This is a genomic window from Notoacmeibacter sp. MSK16QG-6 (assembly GCF_024158145.1).
GTDB lineage: Bacteria > Pseudomonadota > Alphaproteobacteria > Rhizobiales > Rhizobiaceae > Notoacmeibacter.
The window spans coordinates 62,960-87,924 of record NZ_JAMYXM010000001.1 but is presented as its reverse complement, the minus strand read 5'-3'; the positions used below and the strand labels follow the sequence as shown (position 1 = coordinate 87,924).

24 protein-coding genes and 1 pseudogene are annotated in these 24,965 nt (G+C 58.2%); 14 read left to right on the top strand and 11 right to left on the bottom strand.

Features of this window, described 5'->3' with window-relative positions:
* Positions 1 to 24 precede the first annotated feature (24 nt).
* A complete protein-coding gene (locus NIM86_RS00405) occupies positions 25 to 786 on the top strand; it encodes an alpha/beta fold hydrolase (protein ID WP_253378260.1) in 762 nt (253 codons plus the stop codon).
* Positions 783 to 1,649, top strand: coding sequence for an alpha/beta fold hydrolase (locus tag NIM86_RS00400; protein ID WP_253378259.1), 867 nt, complete (start codon positions 783 to 785; stop codon positions 1,647 to 1,649). Before NIM86_RS00405 ends, NIM86_RS00400 begins: the two co-directional genes overlap by 4 nt.
* Here the strand turns inward: NIM86_RS00400 and NIM86_RS00395 are convergent.
* Positions 1,646 to 2,422 carry an enoyl-CoA hydratase/isomerase family protein gene (locus tag NIM86_RS00395; protein ID WP_253378258.1) on the bottom strand — a complete coding sequence of 259 codons (777 nt, stop codon included), beginning with the start codon at positions 2,420 to 2,422 and terminating at the stop codon, positions 1,646 to 1,648. The genes NIM86_RS00400 and NIM86_RS00395 overlap by 4 nt on opposite strands.
* A gap of 122 nt (positions 2,423 to 2,544) precedes the next feature.
* Between NIM86_RS00395 and cysE the strand changes: the two genes are divergently transcribed.
* Positions 2,545 to 3,366 (top strand): serine O-acetyltransferase, encoded by an 822-nt coding sequence (gene cysE / locus NIM86_RS00390; protein ID WP_253380617.1) that lies wholly within the window; start codon positions 2,545 to 2,547, stop codon positions 3,364 to 3,366.
* Between the two features lie 147 nt (positions 3,367 to 3,513).
* The gene (locus NIM86_RS00385; protein ID WP_253378257.1) at positions 3,514 to 3,723 is read left to right on the top strand and encodes a DUF3126 family protein; all 210 of its coding nucleotides are present in this window, start codon (positions 3,514 to 3,516) and stop codon (positions 3,721 to 3,723) included.
* Positions 3,724 to 3,769: 46 nt separating this feature from the next.
* Here NIM86_RS00385 and NIM86_RS00380 read toward each other — a convergent pair whose 3' ends face one another.
* Positions 3,770 to 4,477, bottom strand: coding sequence for a hypothetical protein (locus NIM86_RS00380; protein ID WP_253378256.1), 708 nt, complete (start codon positions 4,475 to 4,477; stop codon positions 3,770 to 3,772).
* A 116-nt stretch (positions 4,478 to 4,593) separates the two neighbouring features.
* Between NIM86_RS00380 and NIM86_RS00375 the strand changes: the two genes are divergently transcribed.
* On the top strand, positions 4,594 to 4,896 hold the full coding sequence (locus tag NIM86_RS00375) for a hypothetical protein (protein WP_253378254.1): 303 nt from the start codon (positions 4,594 to 4,596) through the stop codon (positions 4,894 to 4,896).
* A gap of 100 nt (positions 4,897 to 4,996) precedes the next feature.
* Here NIM86_RS00375 and NIM86_RS00370 read toward each other — a convergent pair whose 3' ends face one another.
* The 3 genes from NIM86_RS00370 to NIM86_RS00360 all read right to left on the bottom strand — a co-directional run bounded on the left by NIM86_RS00370 (position 4,997) and on the right by NIM86_RS00360 (position 7,262).
* Positions 4,997 to 5,596 carry a transglutaminase-like cysteine peptidase gene (locus NIM86_RS00370; RefSeq protein ID WP_253378251.1) on the bottom strand — a complete coding sequence of 200 codons (600 nt, stop codon included), beginning with the start codon at positions 5,594 to 5,596 and terminating at the stop codon, positions 4,997 to 4,999.
* A 354-nt stretch (positions 5,597 to 5,950) separates the two neighbouring features.
* Positions 5,951 to 6,535, bottom strand: a complete 585-nt coding sequence (locus tag NIM86_RS00365) for a PilZ domain-containing protein (protein WP_253378249.1) — start codon at positions 6,533 to 6,535, stop codon at positions 5,951 to 5,953.
* A gap of 100 nt (positions 6,536 to 6,635) precedes the next feature.
* Positions 6,636 to 7,262 carry a PAS domain-containing protein gene (locus NIM86_RS00360; protein ID WP_253378246.1) on the bottom strand — a complete coding sequence of 209 codons (627 nt, stop codon included), beginning with the start codon at positions 7,260 to 7,262 and terminating at the stop codon, positions 6,636 to 6,638.
* Positions 7,263 to 7,474: 212 nt separating this feature from the next.
* Here NIM86_RS00360 and NIM86_RS00355 point away from each other — a divergent pair, with 212 nt between their 5' ends.
* The 7 genes and pseudogenes from NIM86_RS00355 to NIM86_RS00325 form a co-directional block, all read left to right on the top strand.
* Complete coding sequence (locus NIM86_RS00355) at positions 7,475 to 8,293, top strand: rhomboid family intramembrane serine protease (protein WP_253378245.1); 819 nt, start codon at positions 7,475 to 7,477, stop codon at positions 8,291 to 8,293.
* A gap of 74 nt (positions 8,294 to 8,367) precedes the next feature.
* On the top strand, positions 8,368 to 8,793 hold the full coding sequence (locus NIM86_RS00350; protein ID WP_253378243.1) for a CBS domain-containing protein: 426 nt from the start codon (positions 8,368 to 8,370) through the stop codon (positions 8,791 to 8,793).
* A gap of 185 nt (positions 8,794 to 8,978) precedes the next feature.
* A complete protein-coding gene (gene gatB / locus NIM86_RS00345; RefSeq protein ID WP_253378241.1) occupies positions 8,979 to 10,478 on the top strand; it encodes an Asp-tRNA(Asn)/Glu-tRNA(Gln) amidotransferase subunit GatB in 1,500 nt (499 codons plus the stop codon).
* Between the two features lie 81 nt (positions 10,479 to 10,559).
* The gene (locus tag NIM86_RS00340; protein ID WP_253378239.1) at positions 10,560 to 11,987 is read left to right on the top strand and encodes a Glu/Leu/Phe/Val dehydrogenase; all 1,428 of its coding nucleotides are present in this window, start codon (positions 10,560 to 10,562) and stop codon (positions 11,985 to 11,987) included.
* A gap of 137 nt (positions 11,988 to 12,124) precedes the next feature.
* On the top strand, positions 12,125 to 12,622 hold the full coding sequence (locus NIM86_RS00335) for a GNAT family N-acetyltransferase (protein WP_253378237.1): 498 nt from the start codon (positions 12,125 to 12,127) through the stop codon (positions 12,620 to 12,622).
* Between the two features lie 77 nt (positions 12,623 to 12,699).
* The gene (locus NIM86_RS00330; protein WP_253378235.1) at positions 12,700 to 13,098 is read left to right on the top strand and encodes an NADH:ubiquinone oxidoreductase subunit NDUFA12; all 399 of its coding nucleotides are present in this window, start codon (positions 12,700 to 12,702) and stop codon (positions 13,096 to 13,098) included.
* A 461-nt stretch (positions 13,099 to 13,559) separates the two neighbouring features.
* Positions 13,560 to 13,979: pseudogene (locus tag NIM86_RS00325) on the top strand (DUF2155 domain-containing protein); the annotation flags it as partial.
* On the opposite strand, the gene aat reads toward NIM86_RS00325, so the two are convergent.
* The 5 genes from aat to NIM86_RS00300 form a co-directional block, all read right to left on the bottom strand.
* Positions 13,980 to 14,606 carry a leucyl/phenylalanyl-tRNA--protein transferase gene (gene aat / locus NIM86_RS00320; protein ID WP_253378233.1) on the bottom strand — a complete coding sequence of 209 codons (627 nt, stop codon included), beginning with the start codon at positions 14,604 to 14,606 and terminating at the stop codon, positions 13,980 to 13,982. It lies immediately after the preceding pseudogene.
* Between the two features lie 22 nt (positions 14,607 to 14,628).
* Entirely contained in the window at positions 14,629 to 15,969 is a 1,341-nt protein-coding gene (accC, locus tag NIM86_RS00315) for an acetyl-CoA carboxylase biotin carboxylase subunit (RefSeq protein ID WP_253378231.1), read from the bottom strand.
* A 19-nt stretch (positions 15,970 to 15,988) separates the two neighbouring features.
* Complete coding sequence (gene accB / locus NIM86_RS00310) at positions 15,989 to 16,465, bottom strand: acetyl-CoA carboxylase biotin carboxyl carrier protein (RefSeq protein ID WP_253378229.1); 477 nt, start codon at positions 16,463 to 16,465, stop codon at positions 15,989 to 15,991.
* Positions 16,466 to 16,623: 158 nt separating this feature from the next.
* On the bottom strand, positions 16,624 to 17,343 hold the full coding sequence (locus NIM86_RS00305; RefSeq protein WP_253378227.1) for a DsbA family protein: 720 nt from the start codon (positions 17,341 to 17,343) through the stop codon (positions 16,624 to 16,626).
* A gap of 25 nt (positions 17,344 to 17,368) precedes the next feature.
* The gene (locus NIM86_RS00300) at positions 17,369 to 18,769 is read right to left on the bottom strand and encodes a M48 family metalloprotease (protein WP_253378225.1); all 1,401 of its coding nucleotides are present in this window, start codon (positions 18,767 to 18,769) and stop codon (positions 17,369 to 17,371) included.
* Positions 18,770 to 18,920: 151 nt separating this feature from the next.
* On the opposite strand from NIM86_RS00300, the gene NIM86_RS00295 reads away from it, so the two are divergent.
* The gene (locus NIM86_RS00295) at positions 18,921 to 20,120 is read left to right on the top strand and encodes a pyridoxal phosphate-dependent aminotransferase (RefSeq protein WP_253378223.1); all 1,200 of its coding nucleotides are present in this window, start codon (positions 18,921 to 18,923) and stop codon (positions 20,118 to 20,120) included.
* A 30-nt stretch (positions 20,121 to 20,150) separates the two neighbouring features.
* Here NIM86_RS00295 and NIM86_RS00290 read toward each other — a convergent pair whose 3' ends face one another.
* Positions 20,151 to 23,063: an Rne/Rng family ribonuclease gene (locus tag NIM86_RS00290; protein WP_253378222.1), complete on the bottom strand. Its 2,913-nt coding sequence runs from the start codon at positions 23,061 to 23,063 to the stop codon at positions 20,151 to 20,153.
* A 627-nt stretch (positions 23,064 to 23,690) separates the two neighbouring features.
* Between NIM86_RS00290 and NIM86_RS00285 the strand changes: the two genes are divergently transcribed.
* On the top strand, positions 23,691 to 24,881 hold the full coding sequence (locus tag NIM86_RS00285; RefSeq protein WP_253378221.1) for an N-acetylmuramoyl-L-alanine amidase: 1,191 nt from the start codon (positions 23,691 to 23,693) through the stop codon (positions 24,879 to 24,881).
* Positions 24,882 to 24,965: the final 84 nt, after the last annotated feature.

Genomic DNA, 24,965 nt, shown 5'->3' with positions numbered 1-24,965 from the left:
GCCGTGAGGCCGTAACCAACGGCCATGACCAGCTTTATTCATGACGGGCTTCCGATAGCCTTTCAGGACGAGGGGCCGCGTGATGGCGATCCCGTCCTTCTCATCCATGGATTTGCCTCCAACCGGCGGATCAACTGGGTCGAGACAGGCTGGACGAAGACGTTGGATGCGGCCGGCTATCGCGTTATCGCTTTGGATAATCGTGGCCATGGCGATAGCGAAAAGCTCTACGATCCGAAGGCGTATACTCCGGCACTGATGGCTGCGGACGCAGTGGCCTTGCTGGATCACCTCAAAATTCCGAAGGCTCATATAATGGGCTATTCGATGGGCGGGCGGATCGCTGCCTTTCTTGCCCGCGATCACGGCGAGCGCGTCGCTACGCTCACACTTGGCGGCATAGGCATGGCTCTCATCGAGGGAAGCGGGGACTGGAAGCCGGTTGCCGATGCGCTGCTCACAGACGAGCCGGATACGATCACCGATCCAACGGGCTTGGAATTTCGCACTTTTGCCGACCGAACTGGCGCCGACCGAAAAGCCCTCGCAGCATGCATCGCCAGCAACCGCGTTTTGTTGTCGGCGGAGGATATGGCGCAGATTGATCGACCGACGCTTGTCGCCGTTGGCACAAAGGACACGATTGCCGGCTCGCCGAAAGAACTGGCGGCTTTGATGCCGAAGGCCGTTGCCTTCGATATTGAGCGGCGCAGCCATTTGATCGCCACCGGCGACAAGACGTTCAAGGCGCGACTTCTTGCTTTCCTCGAAGAATATCCGCTGTGAATCTGCCGACGGAACGGATGCTGGACGTCCAAGGGGCGGACGGAAACGATCTGTCCGGCAGTGTTGTCGGGTCGGGCCGCCCTGTGCTCATGCTTCATGGCGGAGGCCAGACCCGGCACGCCTGGCAGCAGACGGCGGAACGCCTCGCCCATCGAGGATACGCGGCCTATAGCTTCGATATGCGGGGGCATGGCGATAGCGCCTGGGTTTTGGAAACAGGATATAGTTTTCAAGATTACGCACGCGATGCCGGCGCGCTTGCCGACTGGTTGAAGGCGGAAACCGGCTTACCGCCGATTGGGGTCGGCGCGTCTCTTGGCGGTCTCAGCATGATCGGCGCGGAAGATGAAAAAGCGCGATTTAAGGCCATCGCGCTGGTCGATATCGTGCCGAAAATGCGTCAGGAGGGCGCGCAGCGGATCGTCAGCTTTATGACCGCCGCAGCACAGGATGGATTTGAATCGCTGGAAGCGGCGGCAGAAGCCATTTCAGCGTATATGCCCAATCGAAAGCGACCCAAATCACTGGACGGCTTACGCAAGAATATGCGCCAGAGAGATGACGGCCGCTGGCGCTGGCACTGGGACCCGGTATTCGCGTCGGGCGGCGACCGTTCGATCCTGGCGGATGCGCCAAAACACCTGCTGCGCTTCGACGAGGCGATAGACCGCCTGACATTGCCTGTTCTGGTGGTTCGGGGCATGTCGAGCGAACTGGTCGACGAAAAAGAGGCGCGTGATGCTGCCGAGCGTCTTTCGGACGGCCACTATGTCGACATCGCTCAGGCCGGGCACATGATAGTCGGCGACCGAAATGATGCCTTTAGCGAGGCGCTCCTCACTTTTCTCGAAGGCATATCCTAGCGGCCTTTGAAGACGGGGTCTCGCTTCTCGCCGAACGCTGCACGTCCTTCCGCATAATCGTCGCTGTCGAAGGTGGCGTCGCCGAAAGCTCGTGCCTTTTTGGCAAGCGGCTGACCACTATCGATGGTCGCCAAAATGGCCGCCTTGGAAGCAGTAACGGAAAGCGGTGCGCGGCGGGCGATCCTGCCGGCCAGCGCACAGGCAGCATCCAGGACGGGTCGGTCGGTTTCGACAGAAACAACGAATCCAGCCGATAGCGCCTCTTCGACGCTTAGAATATCGGCCGTAAAGGCGAGACGCCGCGCTGTCTGCGGGTCAAGAGCCGTCACAATGTCGATCATGGCTTCGCGAGGATAGGCCAGTCCAAGGCGCGCTGCCGGTATACAGAACTTCGCGGTCGTGTCGGCAAGTCGGAGATCGCAGGCAGCGGCCAAGCCGAACCCGCCCCCGAAACAAACGCCGGATATGGCCGCTATTGCTGGAAATGGCGCATTACGAAGCGCCGAGAATGCCGAAATATTACTCGCCTCATAGCGGCGCGCGCTTGCCGCGTCGCGGCGAGTGGATTCGAATTCGGCAATATCCGCTCCCGCACAGAAATGCGCGCCTTCACCAGTCAGGATCAGAGCCCGCGTCACGCCGCTTTCCCCAAGAGAATTGATCTTGGCTGAAAGCTCTTCCCACATGTCTTGCGTGAGAGCGTTGCGTTTCGCCGGTCTATCGATGGTGATCGTGGCGACGTGGTTCTCGGTATGGCAGGCAATCGCCGTCATGGAGCGTTAGCTTTCATTCTCGGTTCCAGTTGGACTGCGGCTGGCAATGGCATATATGACAACGGTAGAAGACGTTAGGGGTGGAGGTCACTCCGACCGTACCGAATGGAGGCGAAATGGCCATGGCCTTGGGGCAGCGCGCGAACGCATCTTCCGCCAAAAGTTTCGATCCCATATGGGACGCACTTCGGACGGAAGCCGAGGAAGCCGTCGATCGCGAGCCGATGATGGCGGCCTTTTTGTGTGCAAACGTTCTCAACAACAGCGATATGGAAAGCGCGATTGCCCGTCGCGTATCGGAGCGACTTGGCCATGAGCTGATGGCGCCGTCGCTTATCGAACAGGCCTATGCGCAGATGCTGGAAGGCTCGGAAGGGTTCGCCACGTCTCTTCGCGCCGACCTTCAGGCGGTCTACGACCGCGATCCCGCGTGCCAGCGCTATCTCGATGCTTTCCTTTACTTTAAGGGCTTTCACGCCCTGCAGGCCCACCGTGTCGCGCACTGGCTTTGGAGTGAAGGGCGCAGAGACTTCGCGCTTTATCTGCAAAGCCGCAGTTCCGCAGTTCTGGGCGTTGACATCAATCCAGCGACAATCGTCGGCAAAGGGGTCTTTTTGGATCATGCGACGGGTATCGTCATCGGACAGACCGCAAGAATTGGCGATGATGTCTCGATTCTTCAGGGCGTAACGCTCGGCGGCACCGGCAAGGAAAATGGCGACCGCCATCCGAAGATTGGCAATGGCGTTCTGATCGGCGCGGGCGCAAATGTGCTCGGCAACATCGAGATAGGCCATTGCTCCAAGGTGGCGGCCGGTTCGGTGGTCCTTCGCCCCGTTCCGCCAAATTCGGTTGTCGCGGGCGTGCCCGCACGCATTGTTGGCAAGAGCGATTGCGCCGAGCCGGGTCGTGCTATGGACCAGATGCTGTCGATGGATGACTGACAGGCGATCGGACTTTTATCATCGGTGTAGACGAATGCGCGGGACGCCTCTATGCCCACAAGTCCGCCGCGCTAGTTCATTGACACGGTGCGCTCCTGGCGAGCGACATGGCCCGGTGCTTTCGATAAATTTGACTTGGAGAATATCTTGAAACCTGAGGAAATCCGCAAGCTGGACGCCTATTTCAAAAGGCTGTTCCGGACCGACAAGATCGAAGTGCGTGCACGCCCCCGCAAGGACGATTCCTGCGAGCTCTATCTCGACGACGAATTCCTCGGCGTTATCGACCGCATCGAGGATGAGGGCGAGGTATCTTACAATCTAGCTATGGCCATTCTCGACATCGATCTGGATTGAGGGTGCGGAAGCGCCGATAGTCGTGATGCGTCGGCGGGCAAACGTTCTAGCGGATCAGGCTACTGATCCGCTTTTTTAATGCGCTGTCCATTGTGTGCCATTGGCTCAGCATCTTGCGCGGAAAGCGATAGGTCATGGAAAGACCGTTGCCGATACGAATGTCGCGCTCGCATCCTGCCAGCGCTTGTCGGCCTTCAGCGCCTGCAAGGCAGCGCGCCACGAAAAGACCGCCTTCGTCATCTGAACCGCGAGCTAGCAATTCATTGCCATATCCGGCATCGGAACGGAAAGCCTGAAGCGTTATGCCGGATGGACCAGAAATTCCCGGCTCGCGCAGAAGGGGGCGGTAAACGCTGGCATATCGGCCGCTCATATCGCGCGACATGGATGCCCGCTCGATCGTGACGAAAATAAGCGAGCGGCTCTTTGACCGGCTGTTGAAGATCGCCGTTGCCTCACGAGAGTAGCCGGTTAGATCAGGCCAGCGAAGATAGAGCTCGAGGCTGGCATATTCCGCGGGGCTCCGCTGTTGCGCATCGCGGATCATGTTTTCCGGCACGGACAGCACATTATCGCCAATGACAATCTCCATTGGATCGGTGCGATCGCTATGACCGCCGAGAGATAGCGTCTGTCCATACCGGTGGCCTGCGCCGACAATCAAAGCCGTTGCCAAGCAAAGCAGAAGGACAACAACCGCAAATCCTCGGCCCAAAACTGGACCGGTGGGGGACAGTGTCCCATTTTCGATCATCGTCGTCCTCAGTCCACATAGCCTTGACCGGCAACTGCCCATCTTCAGGGCGGCACGCCACTTGCTTCGCAGTTGGCATCGAGAATGTCACGATCATGGTTAATGGATTGTAAGCGATGAAGATGGCCGTTCTGTTCCTGATTGCCTGGTGCTTTGGAATGACGATGACGGGCCTGACCGCCAGCCTTGTAACGGCGCACACGGGCTGCCGTATTATCTTCGCGGAAATAATCGATCGCCGCCGCCCACTGCTCTCAGCGTTTCTGTGGACTGCGGCGCTAGGCCCGGCCCTGGCTCTGAATGAGGGGCTGGCGTTTCGGCATTCCACGATATTCCTATGTGCGGCAGTTCTGATTGCCAATCTTTGGGCAATCGCAAGCGGCATTGTTTTGATAGGTCTCATTGAACGGTTGCTCTGAGAGGCAGCCCGAAACGCAGAAGCCGGCCTCCAGGGGAAGAGACCGGCTCCCGGTTCGGCCGCCAGGGACGTGGACGCGACCGATTACGATAGATGAGGGATCAGCGGCTGATAGCGCCAACCGCTATGGCGCGAGCATCGTCCACCAGCTCCCACTGTGCGCTATTTCGTGGGCTTTGAAGCTTCAGGAAAGTGTAGTCCGTCTGTTCCCACGGCAGAACGCGGTCGTTCAGATTGTCCAGAACCACGTCACCGCGGTCGGTGCGGACAGTAAGCACCGCATGGCCATCACCGTTCGGTTGCAACACGACCGTTATGAGAAGGGCGGAAGCCGGTACGCCAGCTTCCTGAAGGCGGCGGCGCTTCTCAAGCACGTAGTCCTCGCAATCACCGACGCCTTGCGGGTAAGACCACAATTCTTCGCGGCCCCAGATCTGAAGGTCGGTCAGCGGCATGACCTCAGCGTTCACGGTGGCATTGACTGCTAGAATGGCCTCCCACGACGCCTGCGATAGAGGGTAGGGCTTCGGAGATGAAGCGCGGTCGCTACATTCGCTTGGCGCCTGCCAGCAAAATTCCGCGTGGCCAAGCGGCGGATTGGCTGCGCCAGTAGTGTTCATGAAAGGTCGCGCCTCGACAACGCCACAAACAAAGAGTAAAGACGCAATTGAATAAGTAATGGTTTTGATAATTCTCTGCATGACTTGTCTCCCCTGATGAGGAGAAAGATGACACAGAGAATTTTGCGCCACGCAAAAATCGGTGCGTGCATTTTATACGAATAAAATACAAATCAAAATCAAATGCGCGCGATTTGAATATTGCTTTGTTAACGGTGTTAACGCGGCTGTTAAGGTCTTGTTAAGGCGCGGTTGGCGGCCTCCGTCCGGATCATGCGGCGCGTATCGGCAGGATCGGCGGGGTAGGGCGTTTATAAACCCTCGCCCAAGACGCCAAGACGTCAAAAGCGGAAATCTGTCGAAAAAGAAAAAGCCGGCTTAGCCGGCTCATTGATGTCTCGTTTTATTATAGTGAAGCGGAGGTGTAGAGCGCGGCTAGGCCATTTTTCCGAGATCGATGAACTCGATAGCGATGCCGTCATTGAAGTGGCGGATCACGCGGCCCTTCATCGTTCCGAGAATAACGGGCGTTCCGAGCGCGGGACGCACCTCGGTTGCTATCGCTGCGCCAGACAGGGAGAGATCGATGATCCGGCAGCTATATTTCCGGCCATCTTCCATACGCATCGCTGAGATAGGATTGCGTGGTTCAACGCGCGCGTGCCGCCGATCTTCTGGTAGGTCGAGTTCATGCCGGTTGGCGAGCCAGGTCAGCTGCGAGGCGATTTTGTCCTTCTTGCGGTCGGACGCGATGATGGTCATGGCGAAGCCATCATCGAGCGCTCGTGTAACAACGCCTTCGACGCGGCCGATATGGTCGAGGTAGCAGATACACTTTTCACCAGGCTCGCCCGTGACTTCCGTCTGAAGCGCTGCGCTGCCCGGACTCATATCGACGACATGGCAAACGTGTTCGCTGCCGTCTTCAAGCATGAAGCGACCATAGACTTTCGCTGCCACCCGCTGAAAGGCTCTTCGCTCTGGCGATTCGGGCATTTGCAGGTCTGGGGCCAGACTCATTTCGATACGCCCTGATTAAAAATAGACGGTTCCTCGATTGGAACTTTTGCCATTCAAAAGTTAAAGCGGCGTAACGGAATCAAGGAAAAAATTCCGAAGCCTAATCGCTTCGGCCGCCCTGCAACACAGTCAAATGCGCGATTTTCCGCCCGATCGGCATGTTCTGGATTGCATGTTTCGTTGGTGCGATCGGGGGCACTTTGATTTCCGTGCGACCGGATAGGAGGCCCGGCTCCCGCTCTGGATCGATGATTCGCACCGAACGCATTTTCCATTCGACGATGGGATCGTTCCCCAGCCAGTAGGGCCGTTCGCTTGGCACCGCGGAGCCCAATGCGCGCTCGCCACCTTCTTCACTTGCAAGCGGCAAGATCAGCAGTTCGTAGGAAATGCGTTCGCCACCTTCGCTGAAGCCATCGATAGCAAGGACGGTGATGGCGTCGCCGGTGAGCGCCTGATCGGCAAGTCGCAGCAACATACGCCGATCACGTGGGTGAAAGAGCGTTTGAAAGGCATGGCCGCGAAGTTCTGTTCCGAACTGCTGGCAAAGGGCGGTGCCTGCCAGTCGGAATTCGATGGTTCCATCGGACTGGCGCTGGAGGATGAAGGTGCCTGGCAACAGCGTACGGATATCGCTTGGCTCGATGCTGTTGCGATGCGGCGCTTTATCCGCGCCACGCAGGCGATTCCAATAAAGGAACAGATCCCTGGTCTGCTGCTGTCTCATTCGTACCTCGATCGGTCGGTGTTGTGCCAGGACGGAGCAGAAAGGGTTGCTTCGTTGGCCTTTGACCGAGGCGTTGCATTGGCCATGCCAGATAGGCCGCCATAGAAGGCGACAGCCGATCCATTCGTCTGAATTTAGCGACTTTTGGCCAGCTGACTTCTTGTAGTCGGCCGGTGGCGTGCCATCTTCGGATGTTCAGAAGAGGCGGATTTGTGACAAATCAGAAACCGGGCGAGCGGAACTTAGACGGGCGCGATGACGCGGAACGGTCGCAACCTTCGCCTTGGGCGAGTGGCGGCGCCGATGAATTTACGACTGATTGGAGCGCCTCTGACGGCGGTCCGGGTGCAGCGAACGAGCGAAGCGAACCGCTTATAAACCTGGCGCCGGCAGTGATGTTCTTTCTCGTCCTGATGGCGTCTATCCATGCTGTGCGGAGCTTCGTGTTGCCCGCTGGTCTGGATCGTGCAGTCCTATATTGGTTTGCGTTTATTCCGGAAATCGCTGCCTATGGTGTTTTCGGCCTGCTGCATGAATTATGGGCCGCGATCACCTATTCGCTGCTTCATGGCAGCTGGACGCATTTCTTTATGAACGCGGTCTGGCTGACGATTTTCGGCTCGCCCTTGGCTTTGCGTATCGGGACTACCTCGTTCGTGCTGTTCTGGATTGTGACTGCCTTCGCCGCCGCCGCTTTGCATTTTGCTATCGATCCGTTCAGCGCCTCTATTCTCGTCGGTGCTTCCGGGTCGATCAGCGGTATGATGGGCGCAGCCGCCCGACTTGGCTTTCGTATCGACCGTCGCGGCGCGCAACGGGCCTTTGCCGGCCATCCCATGACCATGAGCGAGGTTCTGCGATCCCGCGCTGTGGTCGCGTTTATTTCCGTATGGCTTCTTTTGAACCTTATGACGGGGCTTTTTCTGCCGGTAGGCGATAGCGCGATTGCATGGCAGGCCCATATTGGCGGCTTCATCGCCGGTTTTTTCATTCTGCCATTCTTTCCGGTCCAGAGTGGCGGCCACTTTTGATCCGACTGAATCAGCTTGCGAAATCCGCTTGGGAGAAGCACGATAACGAAAAGAGTTGAAATGGAGGAAAGCCAATGAACGTTCGTCAAATTTTGGAGGAGAAGGGCCGCGAAGTGGCGACATTCGGACCCGACGCCACGATGAACGAGGCGGCTCGGCACTTGGCTGAGAAAGGCATTGGCGCGCTGGTCGTCATGGCCGGTGATGCCATCGCCGGCATCCTTTCGGAGCGCGACGCCGTGCGTGCGATCGCCAGTCTCGGCGCATCCGCTCTTGAGCGTCCGCTTTCTGATTTCATGACCAGCGACGTGAAGAGCTGCAACGAGGAAAGCACCGTCGAAGAGGTGATGGACTTGATGACCGATGGCCGCTTCCGCCATCTTCCGGTGGTCGAGGATGGAAAAATGGTCGGAATCATTTCTATTGGCGATGTCGTCAAGCGTCGCATTCGCGAGGCGCAGCAGGAAGCGGATTCGCTCAAGCAATATATTGCCAGCTGAGGTCGGCCACCGCTTGGCGGCGATCTTCGGGAAAGGGCGACGATCGACGCCTTGAACGGCCCAGGCATTTGTTTTACCCGAACTGCAAAGGCGATCAGTCGGCGCACGCTCTCCGTGAACGGTGCGCTTTCGTAAAGCCTTGACCCAAACCGACGCTCTCACCTTTTGAAGGAACGATTGCAACAATGGCCATCGTCGATAGCCGCACACCCGATCCGAAACGCTTTCTCTCCGGTGCAACCGGCGATTGGGAAATCGTCGTCGGTATGGAGGTGCATGCCCAGGTCACGTCGCAGAGCAAGCTTTTCTCAGGCGCTTCCACCAGCTTCGGCGCCGAACCGAACGACAATGTCAGCCTCGTCGACGCCGCCATGCCAGGCATGTTGCCAGTCATCAACGAGGAATGCGTTCGGCAGGCCGTTCGCACCGGGCTCGGTTTGAAAGCGCAGATCAACAAGCGCTCTGTCTTCGACCGCAAGAATTATTTTTACCCCGATCTGCCGCAGGGCTATCAGATTAGCCAGTTCGCCCACCCCATTGTCGGCGAGGGCGTCGTTTCGGTTTCCGTCGGTCCCGACCGGCAGGGGAATTTCGAAGATGTCGAAATCGGCATCGAAAGGCTGCATCTGGAGCAGGATGCCGGCAAAAGCATGCACGACCAGCATCCGACCATGAGCTATGTCGATCTCAACCGTTCGGGTGTCGCGCTCATGGAGATCGTTTCCAAACCGGATCTGCGTTCGGCGGATGAGGCCAAGGCCTACCTGACCAAGCTCCGTACCATTCTGCGCTATCTCGGTACCTGCGACGGCAATATGGACGAAGGCTCCATGCGTGCAGATGTGAATGTGTCGGTGCGCAAGCCGGGCGGCGATTTTGGCACGCGCTGCGAGATCAAAAACGTCAACTCTATACGTTTTGTGGGTCAGGCCATCGAATCGGAAGCCCGCCGGCAGATCGCCATTCTGGAAGATGGCGGGCAGATCGATCAGGAGACGCGGCTGTTCGATCCCAGCAAGGGCGAGACGCGATCCATGCGCTCCAAGGAAGAGGCGCATGACTACCGCTACTTCCCCGACCCGGATCTTCTGCCGCTTGAATTCGACGATGCTTTTGTCGAGAACCTCGCCGCTGGATTGCCCGAACTGCCCGATGACAAGAAAGCGCGGCTGATGGCCGATGCTGGCTTGTCTGCCTACGATGCGTCGATTCTCGTTTCGGAAAAGGCAATCGCCGACTACTACGAGGTGCTTGCGAAGGGTCGAGACGGAAAACTGGCTGCAAACTGGGTCATCAACGATCTTTTGGGCGCGCTGAACAAGGCCGGTCAATCTATCGACGAAACGTCGGTCACGCCCGACCAGCTTGGGCAGATCATCGATCTGATCAAGGAAGGCACGATCAGCGGTAAAATTGCCAAGGACGTTTTTGAGATAGTGTTCGCTGAAGGCGGTGAACCGAGAACGATTGTCGAAGAGCGCGGCATGAAGCAGGTGACGGATACCGGCGCCATCGAAGCCGAGGTCGACAAGATCATTGCGGCGAACCCCGATAAGGTCGAGCAGGCCAAGGAGAAACCGTCGCTGGCGGGTTGGTTCGTTGGGCAGGTTATGAAGGCGACGGGCGGCAAGGCCAATCCACAGGCTGTAAACCAGCTCGTCCGGCAAAAGCTCGGAGTCGACTAAAAAATTTAGATCGCTCGTCTTGCTTTCTCAGGCAATCGACCGTCCTCTGTCGGCAATGGCATGTGGGGAGAGGATGAAGACATGACCCAGCCGATCACCGAACCCAGCTTTCGCGAAAGCGTCGATATGCATTTCGAGCGCGCCGTCAAGCGGCTCGAGCTTTCACCGGGCTTGGCCCAGAAAATCCGGGTTTGCAATTCGACCTATACGGTGCGGTTCGGCGTTCGGCTCCGCGGCCACATCCATACCTTTACCGGCTATCGCGCCGTCCACTCTGAACATGCTGAACCGGTCAAGGGCGGCATCCGTTACGCGACCGGCGTTCACCAGGACGAGGTGGAGGCGCTGGCCGCCCTGATGACCTACAAATGCGCGCTCGTCGAGGTGCCGTTCGGCGGGTCGAAGGGCGGCCTGAGAATCGATCCGCGCGAATGGTCTGAAGAGGAATTGGAGCGCATCACCCGCCGCTTCGCTGCCGAACTCATCAAGCGCGATCTTATCAATCCCAGTCAGAACGTGCCAGCGCCCGATATGGGAACCGGCGAGCGGGAAATGGCTTGGATTGCCGATCAGTACCGCCGCATCCATACGACCGACATCGATGCCCAGGCCTGCGTGACCGGAAAGCCGCTCAATGCCGGTGGCATTCGCGGTCGGACGGAAGCGACGGGGCGCGGCGTTCAATATTCTTTGCAGGAATTCTTCCGCCACCCGGCCGATTTGGAGATCGCTCACCTTGAAGGCACGCTGATGGGACAGCGTGTCGTGGTGCAGGGCCTTGGCAATGTCGGCTATCACGCCGCGAAATTTTTGCAGACCGAGGATGGCTGCAAGATCATCGGCCTTGCCGAGTATAATGGCGGTCTGTTCGATGAGAGCGGAATCGATGTCGATGCCGCACGCAATTACTTCATCGAGAATGGCAGTTTCGAAGGCTACGAAAAGGGCCTGTTTATTCAAAACTCCCCGTCTCTTCTCGAAGCCGAGTGCGACATTCTGATCCCCGCGGCGCTGGAAGGCGTCATCAACCTATCCAATGCGGATCGCATTCGCGCGCCGCTGATCGTCGAGGCGGCAAACGGTCCCGTGACGGCGGGCGCCGATGAACGGCTGCGTGAGCGCGGCACGGTTATCTTGCCCGACATGTACGTGAACGCCGGCGGCGTGACCGTGTCCTATTTCGAGTGGGTCAAGAATCTGTCTCACATCCGGTTCGGTCGTATGCAGCGACGCGGTGAGGAAACACGTCACCGTCTTCTGATCGAGGAGATCGAGCGAGCGACCGGCGTGCAGATGTCCGATACGTTCAAGCAGTTTTACATTGAAGGCTCCGATGAGTTGGCGCTCGTGCGCTCAGGCCTGGATGACACAATGCGCGTCACCTATCAGGCAATGCGAGAGAAATGGCACGAGAAGCGGGACACCGATCAAACCATCGATCTTCGTACCAGCGCCTACATGATCGCGGTGGAGCGTATCGCAGCCAGCTATCGTTCGCTGGGTCTCTGATCGCCGCAGGACCACCTCTGGGGAAAGAGTCCGCTCCTTGACGAAGAGGCCCATATCGGGTTCCTTCGGAAATCAGATGAAGGGCATCACGGGACACGCCGGCCCGAACCGTCCGGCGCGAGTACGACTGACCGACCATGTGGATCCGCACTGTCGATCCGAACGACATTCCCGCCATTCAGGCACTTCTGGCGCGCACATGGCACGCCACTTACGATGATATATACGGCAAGGATCGGGTCGCCGCGCTGACGGCGAACTGGCATTCCGAAGCGGCGCTGCGCAAGCGGTTGAACAAGCCGTATTCCGAGTTTGTGATCGCCGATGACGGCGAGGACATTCTCGGTGTGGCGTTCGCTTCAATGGGCGATGGCGGCGACGACCGGACAGCTTTTCTTCACCAGCTCTACGTCAATCCTGAAGTGCAGGGCAGGGGAACCGGCACCGCGCTCCTGATCGAGATGGAGAGCGCTTTTCCGGCGGCCGGTCGAATGCGGCTTGAGGTCGAGGAAGCCAATGAGAAGGCGATCGCATTCTATCGAAAACAGGGCTACGCTCACGTCGACCGTACCGAGAATTGCGGCGTGAAGGACAGCGGAATTCCGGCCCTCATCATGGAAAAGACGCTGGGCTAGCGGGTTGTCACCCTTGCAAAGGGCATTTGAGAGCGCCATAAGCGCGTTACGGCAATTCCGCGCGATATGGGACGCTCATGAGCACCTTTCTCAAGCAGTTCTTCACATGGTGGAACGGCAACCAGCTCAACTTCCGCTTTCATCTTTGGCGTCATACCGAAAAGGTGGGCGAGGACGAGTTCGGCAACATCTACTATCAAGGCGGCAAAGACTCCGAGGGCCGGCCGCGTCGCTATGTCGTCTATTCGGAAATTTCCGAACCGTCCCTCATCCCGGCCGGGTGGCACGGCTGGATGCATCATAAAACCGATGTGGCCCCGCCATCGGCGGAATATCGGCCACGCGAATGGCAGAAGCCGCACCGGCCAAATCTGACTGGCACACCATCCGCCTACCGGCCGAAGGGATCGCTTTTCAATACCGGCGAAAGACCACGTGTCACTGGCGACTACGACGCTTGGTCCCCTGGCGAATAACCTTTTCGGAAAACGATTGACCTTGATCGTTTGGCGCAGCGCCGCCACATTCCGTGGCTACCAAGATGACGCCATGGTAAACGGATGAAGAGGCTGCCTCGCCCATGATGTTCGGAAGCGCGAATTTGCGGCGGATCGGTTTGTTAGCAGCTATAGCGGTGGGACTGGCAACGACCAACCCGGCGCTCGCGCAGACTATCGAACGCCGGCCGCTTCCTTCGCCGCTACAGCCAGACGGCACCTTCGCCGATCCGGCTCAGAATTATGAAGCGCCGGTCGATCCAAATCCGGACGATCAACTGCCGCCGCCCGATGGCGTGCTGACCGACCCGGATTCCGAGCAATACGATCCGTTGGCGAGCGATCCTTTTTCCACCGACGCGCAGGACCCGCTGGCTCAACCCGACGATAATGTGGTTGCTCCAGGTGCCGATCAGATGGGGGGCGAGATCAGCGAGCCAGCGCCGGCGGTCGAAGACCGTCCTGTCAAGAACAAGGTCGCGGTGTTCACCGGCATCGACAAGATCACCGGGCGCATTCATCACTTTGACGTTTTGGTCGACGAGACCGTGCAGTTCGGCGCTCTGCTGGTTACGCCGCGCGTTTGCATCAATCGACCGGAGAGTCTGGAGCCCAAGACGGACAGCTTCGTCGAGATCGACGAGATGACCCTTGATCGGAAGGTCAGGCGTATTTTTACCGGGTGGATGTTTGCCGAGAGCCCCGGCTTGAATGCTGTCGAACATGCCGTCTACGACGTTTGGCTCAAAGGCTGTAAACAGGATGGCGATATTGCCGATGCTGCCGCACAGGGCGAGAGCGGCGCCAGTGAGACGGCAGCCGCGCCTTCATCCGAGAGTGACACGAGCGGCCAGCAGTAATCAGCCGTCGAAATTGGCAGTATATGAAAGCGCATCGGCGAGTAGCGCTTCGTAACGGTCCCGCTCTATGTCGATTGCACCGAACTGCTTGAGATGCTCGGTCGTGAATTGCGTGTCGAGTAAGCGAAAGCCTCTTTCGCGCATTCTTGTCACCAGATGGACGAGACAGATTTTGGACGCATCGCGTCGTCGGCTGAACATGCTCTCCCCGAAGAACGCCGCGCCGAGCGTAACCCCGTATAGGCCGCCAACAAGATCGTCGCCATCCCAGGCCTCAACGCTATGTGCATGGCCGTCTTCATGGAGCTTCAAATAGGCCCGGCGGATTGGCCCGTTGATCCAGGTCGTCTCCCGGCCCTCCCGCGATTCGGCGCAGCCTTCCAGAACAGCCGCGAAATCGCGATTGGTCGCGATCGTATAGGGTGCCCGGCGAACCGCTTTTTCAAGGCTCTTCGAGATGTGAAACCGATCGAGCGGAATCACCCCGCGAATATCGGGCTGGACCCAAAAGACCTCATCGTCCTCGGCGTCCTCAGCCATTGGGAATACGCCTGAAGCATAGGCGCGCAGAAGCAATTCTGTCGGAATTTCCCGGCCGGGAGCGTGGGGTCGATGTCTGTTCCGCATGGTCGTGCGGTCCTGAAACCGCCTAATCGTTCGCTAGATAGTGTTCCAGCCAGTGAATGTCGTATTTGCCGTCGGCGATATCCTTGTCGCTGACCAGATCGCGGAAAAGCGGCAATGTGGTGTCGATGCCGTCGACGACGAATTCATCGAGTGCGCGCCGCAGACGCATCAGGCACTCCACGCGATTACGACCGTGAACGATCAGCTTGCCGATGAGGCTGTCGTAGTAGGGCGGTATCCGATAGCCGCTATAAACGCCTGAGTCGACGCGAACGCCTAGACCGCCGGGGGTATGAAAATGGGTGATGGTGCCCGGTGAGGGCACGAAGGTACGCGCGTTTTCCGCGTTGATGCGGCATTCGATCGCGTGGCCCTGAAACTCAATTTCGTTCTGCTGAACCGACAGTCCACTACCGGAAGCAACCCGGATCTGCTCGTGAACCAGATCGATACCGGTGATCGCTTCCGTCACCGGGTGCTCCACCTGCAGGCGCGTATTCATCTCGATGAAATAAAACTCGCCATTCTCATAGAGAAATTCGACTGTGCCGGCGCCGCTATAGCCCATCTCAGCAACGGCTTCCGAGCAGATAGCGCCGATCTTTTCGCGTGCGTCGCTATTGAGTGCCGGCGAATTGGCTTCTTCCCAAACTTTTTGGTGCCGTCTTTGCAGCGAACAATCCCGCTCTCCCAGGTGGATCGCGTTGCCCTGGCCGTCTCCCACGACCTGCACCTCGATGTGGCGAGGCTTGGCCAGATATTTTTCGATATAGACAGCATCGTCGCCGAATGCCGCACCGGCTTCGGAACGAGCGGTCTGGAAGGCGGTTTTGAGTTCACCCTCGTTTTTCGCGACTTTCATACCGCGTCCGCCGCCGCCCGCTGCCGCTTTGATGATGACCGGATAGCCGATCTCGGCGGCCACGCGCTTTGCGTCGTCGGGATCGGTCACGCCGCCTTCTGAGCCAGGGACGACTGGAATTCCAAGCCGCATGGCGGTTCGCTTGGCTTCGATCTTATCTCCCATAATGCGGATATGATCTGCCTTGGGTCCGATGAAAGCGATGTTATGCGCTTCCAGAATATCGGCGAACTTGGCGTTTTCGGACAGGAACCCGTAGCCGGGATGAATGGCGTCGGCTCCGGTGATCTCGCACGCAGCGACGATCTGATGGATGTTGAGGTAGGAATCACGACTGGCCGGCGGGCCGATGCAAACGCTTTCATCAGCTAATTTGACATGCATCGCCTCAGAATCCGCTGTGGAATGCACTGCGACAGTCTGAATGCCGAGTTCGCGACACGCACGAAGCACACGAAGCGCGATCTCGCCGCGATTGGCGATCAGTATCTTGTTGAACATTTTGCCGCCTCGCGTTCGATTATTCGATGATGACGAGAGGCTCGCCAAATTCGACCGGCTGCGTGTCGCTAACCAGTATCTGCTTCACCGTCCCTGCTTTGGGTGCAGGAATCTGGTTCATCGTTTTCATCGCCTCAATAATCACCAGCGTCTGACCGGCTGTGACACTTGCACCGACTTCAATGAAGGGAGCGGCGCCGGGCTCCGGCGATAGATAGACTGTGCCGACCATGGGCGAAGGAACGGCCTTGGAAAGATCGACTTCGCTCTCCGATGCCGGGGCAGGCGATGCCCCGCCTGGCACGGCCTGTGGCTGTGGGGCAGAGGCGGCAGATGCTGGTATGGAAGCCGTGACCGCAGGCGCGAATTGAGCCTGACGCGATACGCGAATACGCAGTTTGCCCTGCTCGACTTCGATTTCGGAGAGATTGGTCTCGTTGAGAATGTCCGCAAGGTTACGGATAAGCGCTTGATCGACCGTATGCTCCGACGACATGGGAAACCTCATTATTGAAAATTTTTGCAGCCGACCGATACGCAGCTCGACCAATCCGGCAGGGGACGAGCGGTCAGCTATAATCTGCCTTGCAACCGGCGAAAAGCCCTTAGCGACCCAGCCGGATCAATGGAAGCGGTGTTGCCACCCAATTTCCGTCAGCCGTCCGAGGCGTTCTCCGGCAATGTCCGGCTGACGAGTTGATCGAAACCGAAAGGACCGCTTTTGTCGAAATAGGTCGGTGTGCCGTTGACCTGAAGACCGAGCCCCAGCTTTTCTGTCTTTTCCAGATACTCAAGGGTTTCTCTCTCCGCCATGGCAGTGCGGAGCGCGGCTTCGTCGATACCCAGATCGATAGCGGTTTCCAGCGCCTTGTCCTCAGTGGCTCGGCCTTCGGTCGTGAACATTTTACTGTGGAATTCGGCATACTTCTCCGGGGCTATCCGGTTCAGAGCAGCAGCCACGATGTGAGCGGCCTGCGAATCCGGCCCGAGAATGGGATATTCCTTCAAAACGATCTTGAGATCGGGATTTCCCTCAATGGCCGTCTGCGCTTCGCTGTAGGCCTTGCGGCAGTATCCGCAATTGTAGTCGAAGAACTCGGCCACAACCATCGTTCCATCCGGATTGCCGAGAAATGGATCGTCCGGATTGCCGAACAGATCGGCTTGCGCCTGCGCGCGTTGCTTTTCCGATAGAGCTTGGGAGACTTCCACCAAAATTTCCGGGTTGTTCAGGAGATAATCGCGAACGATGGTCTCCACCTCCGCTCGGGTCATCGGCGATTTGGCGTCCTCCGCAACGACAAGGCTCGGCGCTGCGATCAGAATGGTCCCGGCAAGAGCCGAGCAAATGAGATGTTGTCTGGTGCGGAACATAGGTGTCCTTTCCGTCGAAACGGCGTCAGCGTTTCTTCACGATGGGTTTGTATTGAACGATATCCTGAGCCTTGAGCCAAATAGGGCTACCGCGCCTGGTCTTCGTCTGTGCGCGGGCCGCGAAGATTTTGGCATCCTTGATCCTGCCAGAATAGAAAAGTTCGTTGGCGCTGGCGAGTTCCGCAGCGGCGATATCGCCGCTTAGCCCATAGGCTTGAGCGAGAAACCGCCAGCCGATCGGCGTCTCCGGGTCTGACCGTAGCGCCGTTTCCAAAACCGAAATCGCCTGACGGGCTGCTGCAGGCTGACCGCTCGCCACCAGAGCCTGCCCTTCAAGGCTTGCGAGAATAGCGGAGTTCGAGCCATCCAGTTTTCGTGCCTTGCCGTAAGCGGAGGCAGCGTCGGTCGAACGGTTGAGACGCATCAGGGCATCGCCACGAAGCTCGTGAAAATAAGCGTAGCTCGGTCGCTTTGAAAGCAACGCATCCGCCTTTTGAAGCGATCGCTGTGGGCTGCCATGCAGCAGTTCGATCATGGCGTTTGCGTAGTCGCGCGCCAGCCCGCTTTTCAGTTGCAAAATCAACCGATTGGCCGAGCCGCTCGTATAGGCCGCGATCTTGGCCCGCGCCAGATCGTGCCGCGTCTGTAGAGCGGGATCGTCTGCTTTATTGAAGTGAGGGCTTTGTTCCGCGAGCGAACGCAAAGTCTGCAGACGTTCCTGGGGCAGGGGGTGGCTCATCTGATACGGGTCGGCCGAGCGAATACCGGCCAGTCCCATACCGCGCGCCATACGTTCGAACGTTTTCAGCATGCCACGCGGCGACTGCCCGGTCTTGCGCAGATAATCGACAGCGGCGCGATCCGCCGTCATTTCTTCTGATCGCTGATAAGAGAGTAATGTGCGACGCGAGGCTTCTACACCACCCGCACCGAGGCCGGCACCGACACCCGCGAGCCCGCTGGCGCCAGATACCGCGCCGGCGGCCGCGGCGCCTGCACCGAGTATAGAGGCGATGACGGCCATGGTTTGTGCGCCCCGCGCCTGATCGCGCAGCCTATGCAAATGGCCGCCGGCAAGATGGGCAGCCTCATGCGCAATGACGCCAATGACCTCGTTGGGCGTCTCTGCCTGCATGATGGTGCCGGTGTTCATGAATAATCGCTTGCCGTCGACGAAGGCATTCAGGCTCTGATTGTTGACGAGTACGATGCGAACCCGTCCCGGATTGATGCCCGCAGCCTTGAAAATCGGGCGACTATACGTCGCGATGAGGTTCTCGATCTCGGCGTCCCGCACGATGTCGAGATTTCTGCCCGAACCCGCCGCGAAAAGCGGAGAGGGGAGACTGGACATGATGATGGCGATGCCGGCGACAATTGCCGCGATATGCCGGAAGACATGCGATAGGGGTGACGAATAGATCATGGCCCGATTTGTAATCGCTCACCGCCTTGGAGGATAGTCTGTCCCGATAGCTGTTCTCCTCGCTTTTTGTGTGGGAGACAGGCGTACGCTTGTCGCTAGCCGGGCAATCGGGCATTTCTGCGGTAGCGTATCAGACTGGATTGGACTTTCGATGAGCATATCGTCCATGCGTACCGTAGCCTCGTCTTCCGACCCGCTGCATCTATCGAGACGCGCCGGTCTGGTGGAGCCTTTTCACGCAATGGACGTGTTTGCTGCAGCCGGACGAGCCCGCCAGGCGGGCGTCGACGTCATCTCGCTTGCTGTCGGTCAGCCTGCCGATCCAGCGCCACGAGGCGTTCGTGAGGCCGCCATCTCGAAGGCTACGGAAGGCCGGCTCAGCTACACCAATGCGCTGGGTCTGGACGAGTTGCGACAGGCCATCGCCCAGCATTACCGCGATTCCTATGGCGTGGTCGTGTCGCCGGCGCGGATTGCCGTAACAAGCGGTTCCTCAGCGGGCTTCAATCTGGCGTTTCTCAGCTTGTTCGATCATGGCGATCGCGTTGCGATAACGCGGCCCGGATATCCCGCTTACCGTAATATTCTCTCGGTTCTCGGTCTCGAGGTCGAAGAAATTTCGACGGCGGAAACCGGTTATTTGACTGCGGATTCTTTGCGTGAGGTTCACGGGCGCAAGTCGTTGAAAGGCCTCCTTTTTGCCAGTCCGGCCAACCCGACGGGCGCATCGATGCCGGAAGAGGCATTGCGGGAACTGGTCGATGTCGCCGCTGAACTCGGCATCGCCCTCATCTCCGACGAGATTTACCACCGGCTGAACTATACTGGACCGGACATAACCGCCGCCGCTTTTTCCGACGACGTCGTCATCATCAACTCGTTCAGCAAATATTATTGCATGACAGGTTGGCGGATCGGCTGGATGGTTCTTCCAGAGAATCTTGTGAGGCCCGTCGAGCGCGTCGCGCAAAGCCTCTACATTAGCGCACCGGAAATCTCACAAATCGCTGCCTGCCAAGCCTTTCAATGCACCGAGGAACTGGACGCCATTCGCCTGCGGTATCAGCAGAGCCGCGAATTGATGATGGATGCGTTACCCCGGCTCGGATTGCCGCTTCTGGCGCCGATGGACGGGGCCTTTTATGCCTATTGCGATATCAGCGCCTATTCTGAAGACAGCCAGGCATTTGCAAGGACTATGCTGGAGCAGACTGGCGTTGCCGCCTCGACCGGCATCGATTTCGACCCCATCGAAGGGCACAAATCGCTGCGCTTTTCTTACTGCGAAAAGCCGGAGAGAGTGGCCGAGGCGATGGAGCGTCTCAAAGAGTGGCTGAACGCCGGATCATAGAAGCGGGCTCAGCCCGCTTCTATTTCCAGATCAGAAGAAGCCGCCACGATTCCACCAGCCGGAGCGCCGCGGTTTTTTCTCCGGCTCGGCCGCCTCTTCTCCATCGGGCGAAACGGTCGTGATCTTCACTTCGGCTGGCGCATCATCATTGCTGGCCGTCTTCGTTCGGCGTGTCCGCGATTTTGGCTTTGACGCTTCCTCCGCCTGAACTGCGTCACTTTGAACAGTGTCGCCGAGCGTCCCATTGCCGGCCTCTGCGGAATGTTCGGACCCGCCTGATGAAGCTGTGGCGCTTTGTGCATCGGCATCTTCATCGATTGACGCTGTGGTCGGCTCGGCAGCGGCTGGCTCCGGAAGCGTCTTTGCGGACGTGTCCGTCGTCGCTGCTTCATCACTCTTGTTATCGCCTTCCACCGCGCCGGTGGCCTTTGGCGTATCGACAGCCTCGGCCGCTATGGCGTGATCCTTTTCCCCGGCCGAATTGTCGGAGTCCGATCCACTCTCGTTTTCGGGTGAGGGGTCGGCATCGTTTTGATTGTCAGACGACTTCGAGCGGTCGCGATTGCGCCGTCCGCCCCGGCGTCCCCGACGGCGCCGACGACCAGACCCCTTCTGGTCATCGCCGTCATCATCGTCTGTGGCGCTGTCCTTATCGTCATCGCTCTCGGAATTATCATCTGAGTCGGTGGACGAATTTTGATCACGACTGTCTTCGTTATCCTTCGCACCACCGCGCCTGCGACGCCGGCGACGCTTGCGGCGGCCGTTATTGCCATCATCGGAATCGGATTCGTCGTCGCTGCTCTCTTCTGCTGCGGCAATAGCTGCGGCGTCTTTCTCGTCTTCGGCGGCATCGTCCTCGACCAAAGCTGTACGGCCCGTGGAAGGCGGTAGACGGTCGGCATTCTCTTCCGCAGCGGCGGCTTCTCCGCGCTGAATATCGAGTATCTTGGCGCCAAGCGTCTCGTCAGCCTCAACCGAGATGGCGACACCAAATCGCTGTTCGAGTTCGATGAGCATCGCGCGCTTGTTGTTGAGCACGTAGAGAGCAATGAGCGAGGCGGTGCGCACGGTGATGTTGAACCGGCTGTCTCGCGTCAGATGGTCCTCGATCGACCGGATGACATGCAACGCCGTGGATGAATCCGAACGTATATAACCCGTGCCGTGGCAATGGTCGCAGGGATGCATCGTGCTTTCCAGAACGGAAGCCCGGATGCGCTGTCGGCTCATTTCCAGAAGACCGAAGGGTGAAATGCGACCGACCTGAATCCTTGCCCGGTCGTCTTTCAGGCAGTCCTTCAACTTCTTTTCAACGGAGCGATTGTTTCGCTTTTCGTCCATATCGATGAAATCGATGACGATCAGGCCCGCAAGGTCGCGAAGGCGGAGCTGCCGGGCGACCTCTTCCGCCGCTTCCAGATTGGTCGCGAGAGCCGTGTCTTCGATGGAGTGCTCGCGGGTGGACCGGCCTGAGTTCACGTCGATGGCAACGAGCGCCTCGGTCTGGTTGATGATGAGATAGCCGCCGCTCTTCAGGGTAACCTGTGGCTGCAGCATCTTGTCGAGCTGTGATTCCACGCCGTGACGGGCGAAAAGCGGTTGGGGGTCGCGATATCGCTGAACGGCTTTCGCATGGCTCGGCGTGAGCATACGCATGAAGTCCTTGGCCTCGCGATAGCCCTCATCGCCGGAGACCAGAATCTCGCTGATATCTTTATTGTAGAGGTCGCGGACGCTGCGTTTGATCAGGCTGCCTTCTTCATAGACGAGCGCGGGTGCGGTCGATTCCAGCGTCAACGAACGGACATTGTCCCAAAGCCGCATAAGGTATTCATAATCGCGCTTGATCTCAGGCTTGGACCGATTGGCGCCAGCGGTACGCAAAATCACGCCCATGCCCTGCGGCACATGGAGATCCTTGACGATCTCCTTCAGACGTTTGCGATCCGACGCCTGGGTGATCTTTCGGGAAATGCCGCCGCCACGCGCCGTGTTCGGCATGAGAACGGAGTAGCGTCCTGCCAGCGACAGATAGGTCGTTAGAGCCGCGCCTTTGTTGCCCCGCTCTTCCTTGACCACCTGGACGAGAAGAATCTGACGGCGCTTGATGACTTCCTGAATCTTGTAGTTCTTGCGCGGCGCGCGTTTATGGCGCGTTTCTTCGACAGGATCGTCAGAGCCGAGATTCTCGACCTCCTCGTCTTCGTCGTAATCCTCATCCGTGCTGTCATCGCCATCGTCTGATCCGGTTTCGTCTTCATCGGATGACTCGTCGAGCTTTTCGGAAATGACGTCGCTATCGACAGCCATCGCGATGGATGGCGGCTCATCATTCTCAGGCGTCTCTACGCTATCGGCTTCCTTGCTACCGTCGGCACCTGCATCGGTAGCTGCGGTTGAGGACTTTTCTTCGGAACCCGTGTCGGATGCGACAATTTCTTCCGCAGCCGGCAGGTCGTCCGGCTCTTTTTCCGATGACGTATCGGCGGTAGCAGTCTCCTCTGATGCTTCGGCATCATCGCCCTTCGCGCTCTTGTTCGAGCCCTTGGTATCGTCGCTCTTTTTGCGGCCACGGCTGGACCGCCGGCGGCGACGCGACCGGTTGTTTTCTTCCTGCTCCTCATCCTCTTCGAGGCTTTCGCGAAGAGCCTCTTCGGCTTCGGCAGCGGCAAGGGCCTGCCTGTCAGCAAGCGGGATCTGATAGTAATCCGGGTGAATTTCCGAAAAGGCGAGGAAGCCGTGGCGGTTGCCGCCATATTCCACGAAAGCGGCCTGAAGCGAGGGTTCCACCCGCGTGACGCGGGCGAGGTAGATATTGCCTTTGAGCTGCTTCTTATGCTGCGATTCGAAGTCGAATTCTTCGATACGATTGCCGCGACATACCACCACGCGTGTTTCTTCCGGGTGGGAGGCGTCGATCAGCATTTTGTTGTTGGACATAGGGAATGAACTCCCCGGCCAGGCCCGTCCCGTCATCCGGCCGTCTTGGCGGCAAGGAAGGAAGTGTCTGTCCGGTAAAATGGGGGCCGTGGACGAAGCCGGGCGGCGCCTTCGACAGATCGCGCGCCGCGCAGAAATTGCGCCTGGCGGGATATCTGTGGTTTCGCGCTGACAATGCCATGCTTTCGCCGAATTGACCGTTGCAACAAGGAGCCGCCGAATTGGCAGGGCTCCGACCTAGCTCTGTATGTGGCGGTGCGGGATGAGCCGGCCCGTCCGCTTTCCTCTATAACGGCGAATCATCAGGTAAGACCGCCGAGAGAATTCAGTGTGGATCCTCACTTCGCGATGCCTTGCCGCCGCTATAACGCTTCATCGGAGCGGTCTAAAAATGGCGGTCAGGCCATCGAAAGGATGGTTTGATCCGAGGCTCTTGTAGGTCTTTGACGTCAGTCTTGCAAGCCGAAGAGATGGCCTGGGCCGATAGAACGCAGTAAACGAAGGCTTAACGGCCGGGTGCGAATCTGATGCGCCATGCGAGGACTGCCTACCAACCGGAAAATGCGAGGCACTGTGAGCGCCTGTTTTATCCATAACCAGCTGACTCTCATACGATTCGCACGGATCTTGGTCCTGATAGCCGCTGTCTATTCTGTTTTCTCACCGGCGCATTCATGGGCGGGCGATCCTCTGCCGCATCGCCTGTTTTCGATCGATCTCGAAGGTGACGATGAAACGACCACGGTCGCTTTGATATTCGATAGAGAGCCGGATGTTTCACTTCGAATGTTGCGGGGACCGGAAAGGCTTATTGTCGATCTGCCGGCGACCGCTTTCGAGATGGCTGCGGAAAAAATCACGCCGAAGGGGCTCATTCAATCGATCCGCTATGGAGCGATGGATAAGGAGCGTTCACGAATGGTGATAGGGCTGCGCGGCCCTTTCACTCTGGAAGAGCAAAGAGCCGAAAAAGATGAGGATGGCCGCTACAGGTTAGCGTTCACTTTCAATCTGGCTTCGCGGACCGCGTTCGAATCCATGCTTCGCAAACGCGCCGTTCCTGCGGATGCCGTCGCGATCTCCACGCAAAAGGCAGAGCGGCTGAATGGCGAAACATCCTCAGACAAGCCGTTTACGGTGGTCGTCGACGCCGGCCACGGAGGTATCGACCATGGCGCACACGGCCGTCACGGCGTGAAAGAAAAGACGATCACACTGGCTTTTGCGCGGCAGTTAAAGGAGCAATTGGAAAAGATCGATGGCGTGCGAGCGGTTCTGACGCGCGACGATGACAGCTTCATTTCGCTGAATCAGCGCGTAAGGATTGGGCGGCAGGCCGGTGCCAATCTGTTCATCTCCATCCATGCGGACTCGGTTCGGCAGTCCTATGTTAGGGGCGCGACCGTCTATACGATTTCGAAGAAAGCATCGGACGCGATGGCGGCCGATCTGGCGGATTCCGAGAACGCCGTCGATATGGTGGCTGGATTGGATCTGCCCGAGGAAGACGAGGAGGTGACGGACATACTTCTCGATCTGACGCGTCGCGAAACCAAGGGTTTTTCGCTCCGCTTCGCCGGCAAGTTGGTTGAATCGATGGATGACGTGCTGCTGATGATAAAGAGGCCGCATCGACATGCCGGCTTTCGCGTGCTGACCGCGCCGGACGTTCCCTCGGTTCTTGTTGAGCTTGGCTATCTGTCCAACGACCGAGACGAAAAATTGCTTCAGGACGATGAGTGGCGTCGCAGAGCCGCCACGGCAATTGCCGCTGCCGTCAAGAAATATGCCTCGGCGCGAATGGCCGCCTTACGCTAGTTCTTTCTGGCACCGGAACATGGCGAAGACGTTCAACTGCCGCATTTTCTCCAAGAATTTCAGCCATCACACTGGATAAATAGT

Excerpts from the sequence above, each read along its gene's own strand:
- NIM86_RS00370 (WP_253378251.1), bottom strand. The coding sequence starts at position 5,596 with ATGCAGAGAATTATCAAAACCATTACTTATTCAATTGCGTCTTTACTC.
- NIM86_RS00290 (WP_253378222.1), bottom strand. The coding sequence starts at position 23,063 with ATGTCCAACAACAAAATGCTGATCGACGCCTCCCACCCGGAAGAAACA.
- NIM86_RS00380 (WP_253378256.1), bottom strand. The coding sequence starts at position 4,477 with ATGATCGAAAATGGGACACTGTCCCCCACCGGTCCAGTTTTGGGCCGA.
- NIM86_RS00300 (WP_253378225.1), bottom strand. The coding sequence starts at position 18,769 with ATGATCTATTCGTCACCCCTATCGCATGTCTTCCGGCATATCGCGGCA.
- gatB (WP_253378241.1), top strand. The coding sequence starts at position 8,979 with ATGGCCATCGTCGATAGCCGCACACCCGATCCGAAACGCTTTCTCTCC.
- NIM86_RS00405 (WP_253378260.1), top strand. The coding sequence starts at position 25 with ATGACCAGCTTTATTCATGACGGGCTTCCGATAGCCTTTCAGGACGAG.
- NIM86_RS00305 (WP_253378227.1), bottom strand. The coding sequence starts at position 17,343 with ATGTTCCGCACCAGACAACATCTCATTTGCTCGGCTCTTGCCGGGACC.
- NIM86_RS00360 (WP_253378246.1), bottom strand. The coding sequence starts at position 7,262 with ATGAGACAGCAGCAGACCAGGGATCTGTTCCTTTATTGGAATCGCCTG.
- NIM86_RS00295 (WP_253378223.1), top strand. The coding sequence starts at position 18,921 with ATGAGCATATCGTCCATGCGTACCGTAGCCTCGTCTTCCGACCCGCTG.
- NIM86_RS00340 (WP_253378239.1), top strand. The coding sequence starts at position 10,560 with ATGACCCAGCCGATCACCGAACCCAGCTTTCGCGAAAGCGTCGATATG.
- NIM86_RS00395 (WP_253378258.1), bottom strand. The coding sequence starts at position 2,422 with ATGACGGCGATTGCCTGCCATACCGAGAACCACGTCGCCACGATCACC.
- accB (WP_253378229.1), bottom strand. The coding sequence starts at position 16,465 with ATGTCGTCGGAGCATACGGTCGATCAAGCGCTTATCCGTAACCTTGCG.
- NIM86_RS00330 (WP_253378235.1), top strand. The coding sequence starts at position 12,700 with ATGAGCACCTTTCTCAAGCAGTTCTTCACATGGTGGAACGGCAACCAG.
- NIM86_RS00335 (WP_253378237.1), top strand. The coding sequence starts at position 12,125 with ATGTGGATCCGCACTGTCGATCCGAACGACATTCCCGCCATTCAGGCA.
- accC (WP_253378231.1), bottom strand. The coding sequence starts at position 15,969 with ATGTTCAACAAGATACTGATCGCCAATCGCGGCGAGATCGCGCTTCGT.
- cysE (WP_253380617.1), top strand. The coding sequence starts at position 2,545 with ATGGCCTTGGGGCAGCGCGCGAACGCATCTTCCGCCAAAAGTTTCGAT.
- aat (WP_253378233.1), bottom strand. The coding sequence starts at position 14,606 with ATGCGGAACAGACATCGACCCCACGCTCCCGGCCGGGAAATTCCGACA.
- NIM86_RS00350 (WP_253378243.1), top strand. The coding sequence starts at position 8,368 with ATGAACGTTCGTCAAATTTTGGAGGAGAAGGGCCGCGAAGTGGCGACA.
- NIM86_RS00375 (WP_253378254.1), top strand. The coding sequence starts at position 4,594 with ATGAAGATGGCCGTTCTGTTCCTGATTGCCTGGTGCTTTGGAATGACG.
- NIM86_RS00365 (WP_253378249.1), bottom strand. The coding sequence starts at position 6,535 with ATGAGTCTGGCCCCAGACCTGCAAATGCCCGAATCGCCAGAGCGAAGA.